Genomic DNA, 16,539 nt, shown 5'->3' with positions numbered 1-16,539 from the left:
TTTATAGTAAACAGCTTCATAGTTGACTGGCAGTTTTTCGCCAATCAACAATACGTTTGGCTGATCTTATTGTGTGCTGAAATGAAGGTTTTTTACTTAACAGGCCTGCTGTGCCTACACAGACAGAGGCTGAAAAAAATATATCAGCAGTACCGTAGCGTTTTTTAAGATATTTTAATTTTAGTTGTTATTCCACCATCTTTCTTAACCATTGTTACTTAGCCATTATTACTTAGCCATTTAGAAGAATCGTCTTGGTAGTATTCTTGCTTCCAGACAGGAATATCCGCCTTAATAGTATCCAATATCCAGCGACAGGCATCGAAAGCAGGGTAGCGATGCGATGAAACGACCCCAACCCAAATGGCCACATCACCAATCTCTAAAGCACCAATACGATGGATAGCAATTGCGTGGGTAATCTCAAAACGTTGCTTGGCTTCTTTGATAATGGCACGGCCTTGATTGATTGCTAAGTCTTCATAACCATAATAGGTTAAGCGATTTACATTACTGGCATTATTATGGTTGCGTACGCGCCCCTCGAAGCAGACAAACGCCCCGCAGCTATCATCATCAAGGGTTTTTTTGAGTCGATTTTCGTCGATGTCAGTATCTAGCAGCGCAAAGCCATCACGTTCAGCGATTGAGTAAGCCTCATCGATGCTGCGCTTAATATTCATCGATTGTCCGTGTACATTGTCTGTCATTTATTTTCTCAAACTATTATTTTAACAAGCGTTGCGATGATATGGATGAAACGTCCAAGCTATATTAACCACCTGCGACTGGGGTAATAAAAACCACGCTATCGCCGTCATGAATCTCATCCGTCCATTTGGCAAAGTAGTCATTCACTGCTACACGCAGCTCAGATTGCGGACGACTAAAGCGATGTTTTTGGCTCAGCTGTTCATACAACTCAGTCAGTGAAGTCGTTTGTTTAACTTCAACTTTTTCATCATGACAGTTGGCTTCATCAGCCAAGCTGGCGAAGTATAAAACAGTGATATTCATCGTGGCATCTGTATGGTTCTCTACTACAGTACTCATAGATAACTCCGTTATTGGTTCATAATCGACACTTTATGCACGAGGCATTGCCGTCGCTATCTTTTGAAGGCAAGAGGCCGTTATTGGCGACTCATCATTTGCGACTAACCATGGCTTGGGTTGATCTGCATAAAGTGCGGTACAAAATTACAGGGACGTGTGCGGCTATCGAACTGCTCTTTTAGGATGCCTTCCCAGCCCGTACGGCAAGCACCAGATGAGCCGGGTAAGCAAAATATACCCGTACCATTTGCCATTCCTGCAACCGCACGCGATTGAACCGTTGACATACCGATATCATCTTTGGAGATTAAGCGGAACATTTCACCGAATCCATCAATTGATTTGTCAAACAATACATTGACGGCTTCTGGCATGCTATCTCTAATATAAAAGCCCGTACCGCCGGTGGTGATAACCGCGTGAACATTGGGGTCTGCAATCCAGCCGCTAATCACCGCTCTAATTTTGTAGATATCATCGATAATTAGCTGACGGTCTGCCAGTTGATGACCTGACTCTATTAATTGATCGACCAAATACTGCCCCGAGGTATCTTCTGCGAGCGTACGGCTATCAGAAACGGTTAAGATGGCAATATTAAGCGGGATAAATGCTGCAGCAGGTTTGGACATGGATGTTCCTTAATGGCTATTGTTTCAATAATTAGGGTGTTAAATATAGTTTTTTTCAAATACAGCTATCTTTAAAATGTGACAGTTTTTAAAATCTCGCAATATTTTTTTACGCTAAAATCTCGAGTCTAAACGCAGTGGCCTAGCCACCAATCATCGACAAGTTATTCATCATGCCACTATTAGAATCATGGAGGTGATGGTGTTCAGGCTTGATTGGCATAAAGCTGTGTAAGGTATTGACCAGCCCTGCGACATCGTCTTGCTGCAAATGCTTTCGAATGTCGTAGTTGCCTTGGTCAAATAAACACAGATGCACCTTGCCTTGGCTACTGACGCGCAGGCGATTACAGCTGTCACAGAAATGTGCGGCATAAGGGGCAATCATACCGATACGGCCTTGATAATCAGGGTGGCTGTATTCTATCGCTGGGCCATCGGTACTGCCGCGCTCGTGTGTTTGCCAGCCATTTTCTAGCAAATAATTGGTAATCATATCGGACTGGGCGTGCTGCGCAAAAAACAAATCGCTGTTGTCACTGGTCTGCATAAATTCAATAAACCGATAGGTGACCGCTCTGTTTTTGACATAGTCGATGGCATTTATGAGGTTTTCAAAGCCAGTTTCCGCCATTAAGATGCTGTTTATTTTTAGCTTAATATCGGTGGTTTCTAATAACAGATCCATATCCGCCAGCAGTTGCGGCAACATATTAAAGCCAGTCATTTTATGAAAAGTGGCCGCATCAAAGCTGTCCATACTAATATTGATTTGGTTAAGCCCAGCTGCTTGCCAATCGGCTAAGTGCTTGCCAAGCTTATAGCCATTACTGGTCATGGCAACGGTTTCTATACCTTCGGTGTTTTTAATGATCTTAATAATTTCGACCACATCACGGCGTATTGAAGGTTCGCCACCAGTAATCCGTACCTTTTTTGTCCCTACTTGGGCAAACCCACGGATTAAAGTAGCGATTTCAGTGACACTCAGCTCATTTTGTGGTGGTTTGCCTTGATAGCCATTTGGCAAGCAATACTCACAGCGAAAATTACAGAAGTCAGTAATCGATAGCCGTAGATAGGTGAGACGTCGTGCGAAACCATCTGTTAATGGTTGCGAGAGCGTAGCAGGGGAATGAGTAGACGAGATAGTGACTTTCGATGGGGCGTCGTTGTGCCCATCAAAAATAGCGGGTGCAGTGGTAGGCGAATACAGTTGTGCATTGCCTACGGTGGGGACAAGATGGTTCATAGATGATTACCATTAATATTGATTATAGTGTGTACTTTTAGGCGTTGCCTCAGGTTGTGAGTGGGAGGTTTTATATTAGTATTATGACAGTTTATCAGCAAATAATCATTAACCCTAACGCTGCTATAACCTACTACCAAAGTAGTATTGAGCTGACTTAGAGATGATTCAGTAAAATTAGGGTTGATTCAGTAAAAGAAGCTACTGGATAAGCGCTTGCTAATAACCATGATTATTAATTAAAACAGATATTAGTGGTAAAACCAAGGGAATGGTTGAACGTGTACTTTGTCACCAGCTGATAAACTGCTAGTGTCTTGAGCCAATACCATCAAGCAATTGGCCTGGCTAAGCTGTTTGATACGGTGCGACTGCTGCTTATTAAAGCTTTCGACGTAAAAGCCACCTAACTTATCTTGTGACAAAACGCCTCTCTGAAAATCCGTACGCCCTGCTGATTTTTTAACCTCATTCGTAAGCGTGGCGGTGATTGTCAACGATACCGGTTGCTCTTGTGTCGCAGCGCCTGTCATTTGCCACAAGGCGGGCAGCACAAATTGTAGCGTACCAACGACAGTGGATAGTGGGTTGCCTGGTAGGCCAAAATATAATACGGGCTTGGTAAGGTTTTGAGTCAACTCACCAAATACAAAAGGTTTACCCGGTTTCATCGCCACTTTATAGTGATTGATTTTGCCAAGTTGGTCAATGGCGGTGGTTAAAAAATCATAGTCACCAACCGATACGCCAGCAGTAGAAATAACCACATCACAGGCTTGCATCGCTTCGGTTACCGCGGCAGTGGTCTTGTCTAAGTCATCAGCGATGATGCCATAATCGCGAATGTCTATCGGCAAATCAGCCAATAGGGTTTTAAGGGTTGGGGTATTAGAGTTATAGATTTGCGCCACGCTGTCAAGTGTATGGCCAATTGCCACCAGCTCATCACCAGTCGCTAGCAAACCAACGATTAACGGCTGATAAACATCAACTCTATCAAACCCTAAGTTCGCCAGTAAGCTAATATCAGTAGGATTGAGTCGCTTACCTTGGCGTAAAACCACTTCACCCGCTTCGATTTCTTCGCCTTTTTTACGAATATTATTATCACATTTGGCGGTTTGACTCAGGCTGATGGAGTAAGGTTGTGATTTATCAAGGGTGTCTTTTATCGCGGCAAAATTGGTATTTTCTTGCATGATAACGGTATCACAGCCATCAGGTACGATAGCACCGGTAAAGACGCGAATCCCTTGTCCTGACTTGATGTCGCCAGTGTAAGCGCTGCCTGCCTGTGACTCACCGATGATAGTGATGGTCGAGTCTGCTGACAGTACGCTACTTCTAGCAATCGCATAACCATCCATCGCCGACAGATTCTGCCTCGGTATAGCAAATGGCGAGATAATATCTTTTGCCAAAATTTGATTGCGACTGGCTAATAAATCGTAGCTATCGATTTGTCTGTTATGCAGCGGATAGTCGTTGTGATGATAAGCTGCTATACGTTGTTTTATGGCAGATTTGAGCGCTTCAACTGTAATCATAGTTCTGTACCCATAATTTTGTACTCATATCTCTGTACTCATAGTTCTGTACTCATTTTATTCGTATTAAGTATTAGGGCGTACCCTCGTAGGAGTTGAGGGCAAACCTAGTAATAAGAAGCAAGTGATTAACAGTTGACTGATTATCCGCGAAACACGTTTTCTTGCTCAAGCATCATCTCGATACCCTCGATATCTGCTTCATTGGCTAAAGTAAACAGGTAATCGCATAATGACTGATGAAAGGCTTGCTGGCTTAGTTTGTTGTGGATAGCAGGGCTGACTTGCTCATAAATCATTTGTATCCCAGGTTCTTTGCTCAGCACCTCAACGACATGAAAACCATAGCGGCTTTCGATAGGGCTTGGCGCCAGTCCTTTATCTAACTTAAATAACGTGCTTTCAAACTCTGGCACCGTTTGTCCTTTGTTAATAATGCCCAATTCACCGCCTTGTTCTTTTGATGGGCAAGCAGAGTGCTGGCGTGCCAATTGGATGAATTCTGCATCGCGGTTGCTGTTATTTTTGATTTGTTCAATAAACTCGTAAGCGGTTTTTTTGAGTTTTAATCGCTCGTCGCCATCTTCTGGCAAACACGCCAACAATATATGACGCACATTCATAATTGGATCGGTCATATAATCTGTGATGTTTTGTTGGTAATAACGCTCACACGTTGCCATATCAGGCATCGTCGCTTGGACGTTTTTATCTATCAATCTCGAGATGGCTTGTTCTTCATCGTCTATCCATGCTGTCTCACCAAGGCTTGGCTCATCCAATACGGCGAGTCTGAGTAATTCGCGTACCACCAGTGCCTGAGTCGCATAAAACACCGCATCTTCTTTGTTTTCTGCTGGGTGGTATTGCAGCTCTTGGGCAATGTTGGTTCTGTCGATCATCACCCCATTCACCGTGACCGAAGGCAATTCATCACGGCTAGAAGCGATTAGGTTGTTGTGATTGCTGCGCTCTTCTTCCATGGCTTTTTCAATGAATTCTTGATCAGAATGTGGTTTTTGCAGATCCGTCATGGTTGGCATAAGATGCACGATGTCATCACCGTGGTCGTGGCTGTGTTCATGGTTGTGGTCATGATCATTCGCCATGTTGTTAGCATCAGTCTGACTGCCACTATGAACGTGACCGTTTACATTATTGTTAGTCGCATGGTCGGCTGGATTATAGGTACTGACAGTCATGGCTTTTGCTCCACTATGTATTTTTTGATAGACGTTTGAATAGGTAGGGCGTGTTGATTAAATGTGCTCATTGATGACACGCCCTACATACTGCTTTATAAACTTACTGAGATTTCTTTTGTCTCACAATTTGATAGCGACGACCGAAATACCAAATGGGCGCACTAATAATATGAATGAGCCGTGTGAACGGAAATATCGCAATTAGAGTGATACCTAGCGCCATATGTAGCTGATAAATCAAGTCAGTTTGCTCGATACGCGCTGCTGCTTGCCAAGGTCTTAAGACGGTGATGTCTTGTGCCCAGCCAGCTAAATTCATCATCGTCAAGCCATCCAAATGCTGCATGGAGGTAAAGATTGACGCGAGACCGAGGTTGAGCTGGATAAATAACAGCACAAGGACGAGCTTGTCTGAAAACGACGAGGTATTGGAAATACGATCATCCGTAAAACGCCGCCACATCAGCATCACAAGACCGAACCAACAGAACACCCCTGCAATGCCACCAACGACTACGGCTAAAATCTGCTTATGGCCCGCGCTGATAAATCGGTCATAGAGAAAGTGCGGCGTCAGCATCCCAAATAAATGCCCTAGCAATACCACAATGATGCCTACGTGGAATAAGTTGCTGGCAAGACGCATGTTTTTGGTTCTTAGCATCTGCGTCGACCCGGTTTTCCATGAATACTGCGACAAGTCAAAACGTACCCAAGTACCAATGATAGCAATGGTCAATGCAATATACGGATAAACGCCAAAAAGGAATATTTGCAGCCAATTCAAATTGGCGATAGACGATACACTAGGATCTGCAATATTCATGTCATCTCTCCTTATTATTGTTTAACCGATGGGTTGGTTTTAAAGTCTACCCAATGCACAGGCGCATCGACGGCGTTTGGATTGGCTCTAACGCCCGCTTTTGCTGCCAGACTTTGGGTGCTGGTTTGTGATGGGCAGCGATCTTCTTGTTGCGCATCTAAGAACGTGACCACTTCTTCTTCCCATTCTTTGTCCAGTGCTTCAAAGGTGTCATCAGGTTTTTCTTTACTGATTTTTTCTTGATACTCTTCAATCATATCGAGCGGCTTACCGGCAATTTGCAGGAGTGCATTGAAGCAGCCTTGATAGAGACTGCCGCGATCCTCTAACCTAGCAGCAAGCAAGGCGATGATATGGCTGACATCGGCAATATCCATACGAATCTGAATATCATCTTCGATAACCGTAGCTTGATAGGCTAAGAACTCGAGATATAAAGGCAAAAAATCCGGCAGCTCTTTAACGCTAATCTCAAAACCAGCTTCTTGATATTGACCCATCAAATCGACCATGGCTTGACCACGATCACGCGACTCGCCATGGACATGCTCAAACAACCACAGCGATAAAGAACGACCGCGCTCAAACAGACCGTCATAGCGCGCCTGTGCTTCAAGAGAGCCAGTATCAATTAAGTCTTCGATCAACTCGATAATTTGCGCCCGCACGGCTGGGCTAATTAGCGTCGATGTTGCGACAATCTCTGTACAATCAGCAAGCGTATCGCCCGTAAATAGCTCATTGCTTGGATAGTCTATGAGCAGGCTTAATACCTTGAGTAGCTTTAGGTCTGAAGCACCAATAACCGACGGCATAATAGGGTCATTCACAGAACGGTCGGTATGATATTGAGTAGTTTGCATCTTATGACTCCCACTTTTGGACGGTATCGATGAAATCACGACGGTTGGCTTTGCGTTGACCGAACATACTGTTGTCAGAATGTCCTGAACAGCCTTCACCAAAGGTAAAGCCACAGCCGTTACGCTCAGCGAATGCATCACTCAACGCTTCTTCGCGGTGCGCCGTTGGAATAACAAAACGATCTTCATAGTTAGCAATCGCCAGATAGCGATACATCTCTTCAACTTGCAGCTTAGTCAAACCAACATCGTCTAAGATGCTTTGAATTTCTTGCTTTTCGACCAGTTGCATACGTTTGTAGCTACGCATAGCAAGTAGACGTTTTAATGCAAGACGAACAGGCTCTTCATCACCTGCGGTTAGTAGATTGGCCAAATAACGTAGCGGAATACGTAAGCTGTCGACATCTGGAATCAAACCGTCCATACCGACTTGGCCCGCTTCAGCAGCGTTTTGAATCGGTGATAATGGCGGCACATACCAAACCATCGGTAGCGTACGGTATTCAGGGTGTAGTGGTAGCGCAAGCTTCCAGTCCACCGCCAGTTTATATACTGGTGAACGCTGGGCTGAGTCAATCACTGACTGCGGTACACCGTCTTTTAACGCTTGGGCAATCACCACAGGGTCATTAGGGTCTAAAAATAAATCTAATTGTGCTGGATAAATGTCTTTTTCATTGGGTGTACTAGCGGCCTCGGCGATTTTGTCCGCGTCATATAGCAAGACGCCTAAGTAGCGGATACGACCCACACAAGTCTCAGAACAAACCGTCGGTAGACCGGCTTCAATACGTGGATAACAGAAGATACATTTTTCAGATTTGCCTGATTTCCAGTTGTAATAAATCTTTTTATATGGACAACCTGAGATACACATGCGCCAGCCGCGACATTTTTCTTGGTCGATTAAGACAATACCGTCTTCCTCACGCTTGTAGATCGCGCCACTAGGACAAGCCGCGACGCAAGTTGGGTTCAAGCAATGCTCGCATAGGCGCGGCAAATACATCATGAAAGTGTTTTCGTACTCGCCGTAGATATCGGCTTGGATGTTGTCAAAGTTTTTATCTTTGCGACGTTTTTCAAATTCTGAGCCAAGGATTTCTTCCCAGTTAGGACCCCATTCAATCTTTTGCATGCGTTTGCCGGTGATGGCTGAGCGCGGGCGAGCGATTGGCTGGTGGTTGCTGATCGGCGCGGTATGTAGGTGCTGATAATCGAAATCAAATGGCTCATAATAGTCATCGATTTCTGGTAAGTCAGGGTTGGCAAAGATGTTTGCCAATACTCTGAATTTACCGCCGATGCGTGGATTAATCGTGCCATTGGCATTACGAATCCAGCCGCCTTTCCATTTAGTTTGGTTTTCCCACTCTTTGGGATAGCCAATACCGGGTTTTGATTCAACGTTGTTAAACCACGCATATTCCATGCCTTCACGGCTGGTCCAGACGTTTTTACAGGTGACTGAGCAGGTGTGGCAACCGATACATTTATCAAGGTTAAGCACCATGCCGACTTGCGAACGAATTTTCATGGATCTGTGCTCCAAATAGTGGTAAAAAAGCAGCTTTGGTTTCTTCAGAGATATCCTAAAATAAGGATATATTTTCGATAGAAGAAATGGCTTTATCCGTCAATGCTGGTAGGTAGTGGGCGAGGTAATTCGTTATCTGGCTTATCTTCTAGCCAGTCGATGTTTGACATCTTACGAATCACGACAAACTCATCGCGGTTACAACCGACGGTGCCATAGTAGTTAAAGCCGTAAGACTGCTGGGCATAGCTACCAATCATGTGGGTCGGTTTCAAAATCGTCCGAGTGACCGAGTTATGGATACCACCACGCGTACCGGTCTGCTCAGAACCTGGAATATTGACCAGTTTTTCTTGGGCGTGATACATCATGGTCATGCCTTCTTTGACACGCTGGCTGACGATGGCACGGGCGGTAATCGCTCCGTTAGCATTGAACAGCTCGATCCAGTCGTTATCGACGATACCGGCTTTTTGCGCATCGACTTCCGACATCCAAACACAAGGTCCGCCGCGGCTAAGGGTCAGCATGAGCAAGTTTTCAGAATAGGTACTGTGGATACCCCACTTTTGGTGCGGTGTTAAAAAGTTTAGTACAATCTCTTTATTACCATTTGGCTTGGCGTCTTTGAGCAGCTCAGTGGTCTTGGTATCGATTGGTGGGCGATACTGCTGCATTTGCTCGCCAAATGCCTGCATCCAAGGGTGATCTTGATAGAATTGTTGACGACCAGTCAGTGTGCGCCAAGGAATCAGCTCATGGACGTTGGTATAGCCGGCGTTATAGCTCACTTCGTCCGATTCGATACCAGACCACGTTGGGCTTGAGATGATTTTGCGTGGCTGGGCAACGATATCTTTGAAGCGGATTTTTTCATGCTCGCTAGACTTGGCCAGATGGGTGTGGTCGCGACCAGTAAATTCAGATAGTGCGGCCCAACCTTTTACCGCCACGTGACCATTGGTTTCAGGTGCGAGCATTAGAATCATCTCAGAAGCGTTGATAGCGGTAAAGATACGAGGACGACCTTCAGAGATACCCGGCTCGGTTACTCTATGGTTTAAATCACCCAGCTGTTTGACCTCTGTTTTCATATCCCAATTCAAGCCTTTTGAGCCATTGCCCAGTTCTTCTAGGGCAGGGCCAAGCGAGGTGAATTTGGCATAAGTATTGCCATAATCGCGTTCAATCACTTTAATCATTGGACAGTTTTTGCCCGGGACTGGTTTTTCACCGGCTGTTTTCCAGTCAGTGCCACCAAATGGTTGCGCCAACTCACCGGGGGTGTCATGTTGCATCGGTAAGGTGACGACGTCAGTTTCAATACCTAAATGACCTTTTGATACTTCTGAGAAGCTCTTGGCAATGCCTTTATATATCTCCCAATCCGATTTAGATTCCCAAGCAGGGTCGGTAGCGGCTGTTAATGGGTGAATAAACGGATGCATGTCTGAGGTATTCATGTCATCTTTTTCGTACCATGTTGCTGTTGGCAATACGATATCTGAATACAAACAGGTAGAAGACATACGGAAGTCTAAAGTGACAACCAAATCTAGCTTGCCAGTCGCGCCTTTTTCTATCCAATCAACTTCTTTTGGTTGCAAATGACCTTCTGAGTTTTCTTCATTGAGGAGACCATTTTTGGTGCCCAAGAAGTAATGCAGCATGTACTCGTGACCTTTACCTGATGAGCCCAATAGGTTTGAGCGCCAGATAAACATGTTGCGTGGGAAGTTCGCTGGGTTATCAGGGGATTCACAAGCAAAACGTAAGCTACCGTCTTCAAGAGAGTCGACGACATACTCTTCCACATCTTTGCCACTATCAGCGGCTTTGGCCGCGATAGTCAGTGGATTACGGTTGAGCTGAGGCGCAGAAGGCAGCCAGCCTGCACGTTCTGCTTGAATGTTATAGTCAAGCATATGCTCGGGGAAAAACTTCTTATCAACCAGTGGCGAGAGTATTTCATGGGCAGAAATAGTCTCATGACGCCATTGTGAGCTATGAGCATAAAAGAAGCTGGTACCCGCCATATGACGTGGCGGGCGATGCCAATCAAGCGCAAACGCTAAAGGTAACCAGCCCGTTTGTGGACGCAGTTTTTCTTGACCAACATAATGCGCCCAGCCGCCACCAGATTTACCGATACAGCCACACAGCATCAGCATGTTAATCACGCCGCGATAGTTCATATCGAGGTGATACCAGTGGTTCATACCCGCGCCGATGATAATCATCGATTTGCCATGGGTTTTATGGGCGTTTTCAGCGAACTCACGTGCCACTTGGATGACGCGCTCACGGCTCAAACCAGTGATGACTTCTTGCCATGCAGGGGTGCCGGGTACGGTCTCGTCATTGTAATCATCGGTGACATGCTCGCCGCCAACGCCATTATCTACGCCAAGATTGGCAACGGTTAAATCAAATACGGTAGCGACGATAGCGGTTGTGCCATCGGCAAGCGTAACCGTTTTACAAGGAACGGTCTTCTGTTGTATGGCTTCACCCGGCACCGAGGTAAAGTGCGGGTGCGACACATGCCCAAAGTAATCAAAACCGACTTGGCAAGTCTCATTACTGTCTTTTAGAGTCAGTGTCAGGTCAATATCGGCGCCAGTGGCACCATTTTTTTGTTCCAGATTCCATTTGCCTTTTTCGCCCCAACGATAACCGATAGAGCCAAGTGGAGAGACCAGCTCGCCATCACTATTTAGACCGATGGTTTTCCATTCTGGGTTGTTTTCTTGACCCAAGTCATCGATTAAATCAGAAGCACGCAGATATCGACCCGCATGGCGCGCGCCTTCTTCGCCTTCTAGCATTACTAAGACGGGTAAGTCGGTATAGCGCTTGGCATAATCTAAGAAATAATCACTTGGTTGCTTGAGGTAAAACTCTTTGATAATGACATGGCAGAATGCTTGTGCTACGGCGGCATCGGTACCCTGTTTAGGGTTCAGCCATAAGTCCGTTAGTTTAGAGACTTCAGCATAGTCAGGGGTGATAGAGACTGTCTTAGTACCTTTATAACGAACTTCGGTAAAGAAATGCGCATCAGGTGTACGCGTTTGTGGAACGTTTGAACCCCAAGCAATAATATAATCAGAGTTGTACCAATCGGCTGATTCAGGCACGTCGGTTTGTTCGCCCCAAACCATTGGCGAAGCAGGCGGTAAGTCACAATACCAATCATAAAACGATAAGCAAACACCGCCAATTAACGATAAATAACGACTACCAGCAGCGTAACTAACCATCGACATCGCAGGAATCGGTGAAAAACCAACGATACGGTCAGGACCAAAGGTTTTGGCGGTATAGACGTTACTGGCAGCGATGATTTCATTGACCTCAGCCCACGTCGAACGAATAAAACCACCCAAGCCTCGTTTAGATTTATACTGTTCAGCTTTAACAGGGTCTTGGACGATACTGCCCCAAGCATCGACTGGGTCAGGGTACTGAGCCTTGGCCTCACGCCATAACTTTAAAAGTGGCTTACGCACCTTAGGATATTTCACACGGTTGGCAGAGTACATGTACCAACTATAGCTTGCGCCACGAGGACAGCCGCGCGGTTCGTGGTTTGGTAGGTCGGGGCGGGTTTCAGGGTAGTCAGTTTGCTGCGTCTCCCACGTGACCAAGCCGTTTTTGACGTAGATTTTCCATGAGCAAGAGCCAGTACAGTTGACACCATGCGTTGAGCGCACGACTTTGTCATATTGCCAACGGCTACGATACACATTTTCCCAATCACGAGACTCATCGCGTGTCTCGCCATGCCCATCGGAGAATTCGTCCTGTTTACGTTTAAAAAAACGGAATTGGTCGAGTAAATGGCTCATTTCGCTATCCTCTGTATTATTGCCTAAGGTGTATCTAAAGCTGAGTGGCGCGGTACAAATAACCCTTTGCCCAAGCTGTAAATATTTTTCGATGGTGTCATTTTAATTACCCCACGGCGGTCTTACTATTAGCTAACATGAGCAGGGCACTACCACCTTAGTAGTAGCTATCAAAAATAAAATATCGTTAAAAACACCATTAAGAAAAGTTAAATAGCCTGCATCGATAAACTAAAAAACAGCAAACAGAAACTTGAATAAAAAAAGTGCTACTTACGCTGGTAAGTAGCACTATAAAGAGAGACGTTTTGGTTTAAGAATGGTGCTTAAAAGCCCGTTTTAATAGATTGCCCTTAGCAAGGAATTTCAGCATTAGCACGGCTGTAATACCACCAAGTCAAAACGATACAGAGGATATAAAAGATGATGAGCGCAATAAACGTACCATCAACGCCCAACCCTGAACCAAACATTTTGGGGATAAAGAACGCGCCGTATGCGGCGACCGCTGAGGTAAAGCCAACCACAGCTGCGGACTCTTTGCGAATCTCGACGAATAGTTCTTCTGTCCCTGCTTTTTGAGGCTGACGGCGATCGTGAAAGGTTCTAAAAATGACTGGTATCATGGTGAAAGTAGAGCCGTTACCGATACCGGTGGTGATGAATAACACCATAAAGGAGATAAAGTAGCCGACGAAGCTGCCCTCATGGGTTTCACTTGGTAAGAAGTACATCACTGCCAATACTGCTAATACCATTACTACATAGTTCCAAAAGGTAACTTTTGCGCCGCTGGTTTTGTCAGATATCCAGCCACCTAATGGGCGGAATAAAGCACCGACGAGAGGACCTAAGAATGCAACTTTGAGTGCATCAATGGCAGGAAATGAGTTTTTAATCAACATCGGGAACGCTGCTGAAAAGCCAATAAACGAGCCAAACGTCGCCATATAAAGAATACACATGATCCAGTTGTGTTTGCGTTTAAAGATAATCGATTGGTCTTTAAATGAGGCTTTAGCAGTGGCGATGTCATTCATGCCAAACCACGCCAATGCTGAGAAGAGCAGGATAAAAGGCACCCAAATAAAGCCGGCGTTTTGTAGATAAAACAATCTACCGCTGTCAGATATTTGTGCATCACCGCCCAAGCTACCAAACGCGGCAACCAAGATAATCATCGGTACCACGAACTGCATCACAGATACGCCAAGATTACCAAGACCTGCGTTTAGCCCCAGCGCCGTGCCTTGTTCAGCCTTTGGATAAAAGAATGAAATATTGGACATCGATGAGGCAAAGTTACCTCCACCGAAGCCACAAAGTAGGGCGATAATAGCAAATATTATAAATGGTGTATCAGGGTTTTGAACGGCAAATCCCATCCATAATGCTGGGATTAATAGAGATAATGTGGATATCGCTGTCCAACGTCGGCCACCAAAAATAGGCACCATAAAAGAATAGAAAATCCGTAGCGTCGCCCCTGATAGCCCTGGCAATGCCGCGAGCCAAAACAGCTGGCCGGCATCAAAAGCAAAACCAATTTCTGGTAAGCGTACGATGACCGCGCTCCATACCATCCATACCGCGAACGCTAATAGCAATGATGGTATCGATATCCATAAATTTCGACGAGCGACTTTTTTGCCGCCGCCTTCCCAAAACTCTTCTACTTCAGGACGCCAGTCAGTGATGAGCTTACCACCTTTGAAGTTGTAACGACTGCCCATGTTATTCCTCACTTAGTATCGGCTACGCTTAGTTATGATCAGTGTTTTCTTATGATTAAGCCGCCGTTTAAACTCGCGGTATACCGTAAAGCCCACTCATATTAATATTAATAAAAAAGGGCTACTGTGCCTGCTAGTCAGCGCTATGAATCACTTGATCTATCAAAAAATGATAACTCACGGTACTGCGTTATCATGAATATGAGTATTCATACATAGTGGTATACTGATGACTGAAGGGGGTAGGTTGCAGGCGGGTTTACAAATGAGGTATTTGTATTTAAGCTTCTTTATTTTCCAAACCCTATAGTTAAAACAACGGTCTTGAAAGTTACGGTCTTGAAAGTTATGAGCAGATGTTTTTAGAAACTGATTTTTGATGGGTGAGCGCTATTAGTTATGTCTAATCTACGAAAACAATCTTTGTCCCTGCACGCTTGGATCGCTATTATTACCATCGCTATCTTATGCTTTATGTCAGCGATAGGAAGTGGGGCATTGGCTTGGGTAGCACGCTCAGATGCTGAGGCGATTAATACCGCAGGCTCGATACGGATGGCAGCCTACCGTATCAATTTTCAGTTAGCGACTGACTTTTCTGATGACCATCCCGCGAGCTCAGTGTTAAACATTTACCAAGATAGCGTAAACAATACAGATGGTAAGCCGCTTCAAAAACAGGACAAACTGGACTTTTCTAATAAGTCCAAGCCTGAAAAGGTTGGGCTTCTTGTCGAAGACATGGAAGAACGACTTGAAGAGTTACAGCAGTATCAACTGACGAGTGCCAACAGGCATACCCGCATCAACAACCAGCTAAAACAGGTTCAGTCCCAATGGTCTCAGGATTTAAAACCTGCATTGTTGGCACAAGATAAGCAGATGTTTTATCGCGTTTCAGACAAGTATATTAAAGACGTAGATCGCTTTGTAGGCGAGCTACAGTATAGAAACGAGCAGCGTCAAATATGGCAGCAAAACCTACAAATACTCTCATTGATACTTACCCTCATTGTGATGTTGATTGGTATGCAAAGATTGCATCAAGCGGTGCTAACTCCTATCCAGCAGCTGATTAAAGCCAATAATCAATTTAAAAGAGGCAAATACCATACCCGAGTATCTATAACGGGCTATAGAGAGTTTGAGGTGCTCGGCAATTCTTTTAACGACATGGCAAGTACGATTGAGACCTATCAGCGCTCGCTTGAGAGTGAGGTGCAGATAAAGACCCAACATTTGGTAAAAGCCAATCATGTGCTGTCGTTGTTTTATGATTTTTCCAAAACCATTACCACCAATAAAGTCAGCTTATATCAGCTAGATAAGCTGGTAGCAGATTTCAGCAAAACCTTGCCACACTTAGAGTTTACGCTGTGCATACAGAATAAATATATTACCAATAAAAACGCCATCGTTCTGCATGGTGAAAGAATGAAAGAGCTGTGCAAAAAGCTCAATTGTGATAGCTGCGCCACCAAAAATGGTGAGTTCACAAAGTCTTATCCAATTACTCATCAACAAGAAGAGTTTGGTGAATTACGTGTCAGACCAAAGTCGACGCTAGTGATGAATCAGTCTTTTGCCACTAGTAACGTCCATAATGATACTGGTGATGGTGTGGCGCCATCACAGCGTATCAAGACCATAGAAACGGGAACAGACAGCATTTTTCCGTTTACCAGTGTTGAGTTAGATACCCAAAATGATGAATTAATCGTTGCGCTAACCAATTTAGTCAGCACCGCCTTGTCACTACGTAAGCAAAGACAGCAGGAACATCAACTTATCCTATTCGAAGAGCGTTCGACCATCGCTCGAGAACTGCATGATTCTTTGGCACAGTCGTTGTCCTATTTAAAAATTCGGTGGTGTTCTAAAAAGTATGCTGGCATCAGACGTAGCCATAATTGATGTAAAAGAACACCAAATCAAACACTTTAAAATGATTATCAAGCTTTTTTGAGAAGCAACAAGTCTTTCTAACCGCTCGTCTTAATCGGTGTCTAAGGCGACAGTTATTACCCTCTATAC

13 protein-coding genes are annotated in these 16,539 nt (G+C 44.8%); 1 reads left to right on the top strand and 12 read right to left on the bottom strand.

Going from position 1 to position 16,539, the window contains the following annotated elements; genetic code table 11:
* Positions 1-218: 218 nt before the first annotated feature.
* From EI161_RS06320 to EI161_RS06270, 11 genes are all read right to left on the bottom strand, one after another.
* Positions 219-710, bottom strand: coding sequence for a molybdenum cofactor biosynthesis protein MoaE (locus EI161_RS06320; protein ID WP_192523157.1), 492 nt, complete (start codon positions 708-710; stop codon positions 219-221).
* Between the two features lie 64 nt (positions 711-774).
* Positions 775-1,053 (bottom strand): MoaD/ThiS family protein, encoded by a 279-nt coding sequence (locus EI161_RS06315; RefSeq protein ID WP_192523156.1) that lies wholly within the window; start codon positions 1,051-1,053, stop codon positions 775-777.
* A 104-nt stretch (positions 1,054-1,157) separates the two neighbouring features.
* Positions 1,158-1,688, bottom strand: a complete 531-nt coding sequence (moaB, locus tag EI161_RS06310) for a molybdenum cofactor biosynthesis protein B (protein WP_192523155.1) — start codon at positions 1,686-1,688, stop codon at positions 1,158-1,160.
* 142 nt (positions 1,689-1,830) lie between these two features.
* Positions 1,831-2,940, bottom strand: coding sequence for a GTP 3',8-cyclase MoaA (gene moaA, locus EI161_RS06305; protein ID WP_192523154.1), 1,110 nt, complete (start codon positions 2,938-2,940; stop codon positions 1,831-1,833).
* 251 nt (positions 2,941-3,191) lie between these two features.
* Positions 3,192-4,487, bottom strand: coding sequence for a gephyrin-like molybdotransferase Glp (gene glp, locus EI161_RS06300; protein WP_192529238.1), 1,296 nt, complete (start codon positions 4,485-4,487; stop codon positions 3,192-3,194).
* 143 nt (positions 4,488-4,630) lie between these two features.
* Positions 4,631-5,689, bottom strand: coding sequence for a peptidylprolyl isomerase (locus tag EI161_RS06295; protein ID WP_192523152.1), 1,059 nt, complete (start codon positions 5,687-5,689; stop codon positions 4,631-4,633).
* 103 nt (positions 5,690-5,792) lie between these two features.
* Complete coding sequence (gene narI, locus EI161_RS06290) at positions 5,793-6,518, bottom strand: respiratory nitrate reductase subunit gamma (protein ID WP_192523151.1); 726 nt, start codon at positions 6,516-6,518, stop codon at positions 5,793-5,795.
* A 14-nt stretch (positions 6,519-6,532) separates the two neighbouring features.
* On the bottom strand, positions 6,533-7,333 hold the full coding sequence (gene narJ / locus EI161_RS06285) for a nitrate reductase molybdenum cofactor assembly chaperone (protein ID WP_413038374.1): 801 nt from the start codon (positions 7,331-7,333) through the stop codon (positions 6,533-6,535).
* A 49-nt stretch (positions 7,334-7,382) separates the two neighbouring features.
* A complete protein-coding gene (narH, locus tag EI161_RS06280; RefSeq protein WP_192523149.1) occupies positions 7,383-8,921 on the bottom strand; it encodes a nitrate reductase subunit beta in 1,539 nt (512 codons plus the stop codon).
* A gap of 92 nt (positions 8,922-9,013) precedes the next feature.
* Complete coding sequence (locus tag EI161_RS06275) at positions 9,014-12,772, bottom strand: nitrate reductase subunit alpha (RefSeq protein ID WP_192523148.1); 3,759 nt, start codon at positions 12,770-12,772, stop codon at positions 9,014-9,016.
* Between the two features lie 353 nt (positions 12,773-13,125).
* A complete protein-coding gene (locus EI161_RS06270; protein ID WP_192523147.1) occupies positions 13,126-14,505 on the bottom strand; it encodes a NarK family nitrate/nitrite MFS transporter in 1,380 nt (459 codons plus the stop codon).
* Between the two features lie 399 nt (positions 14,506-14,904).
* Here EI161_RS06270 and EI161_RS06265 point away from each other — a divergent pair, with 399 nt between their 5' ends.
* Positions 14,905-16,419: a type IV pili methyl-accepting chemotaxis transducer N-terminal domain-containing protein gene (locus EI161_RS06265; protein ID WP_192529237.1), complete on the top strand. Its 1,515-nt coding sequence runs from the start codon at positions 14,905-14,907 to the stop codon at positions 16,417-16,419.
* Here the strand turns inward: EI161_RS06265 and EI161_RS06260 are convergent.
* Positions 16,400-16,539, bottom strand: a 140-nt coding sequence (locus EI161_RS06260) for an IS1 family transposase (RefSeq protein WP_192528726.1), incomplete at its 5' end; no start/stop codon positions are given. The two genes, EI161_RS06265 and EI161_RS06260, sit on opposite strands and share 20 nt — an antisense overlap.

The sequence above is a fragment of the Psychrobacter sp. FME5 genome, assembly GCF_014861375.1.
Classification (GTDB): domain Bacteria; phylum Pseudomonadota; class Gammaproteobacteria; order Pseudomonadales; family Moraxellaceae; genus Psychrobacter.
Note: the sequence above shows the minus strand (reverse complement) of the source record. Positions and strands in the feature narration are given on the sequence as shown.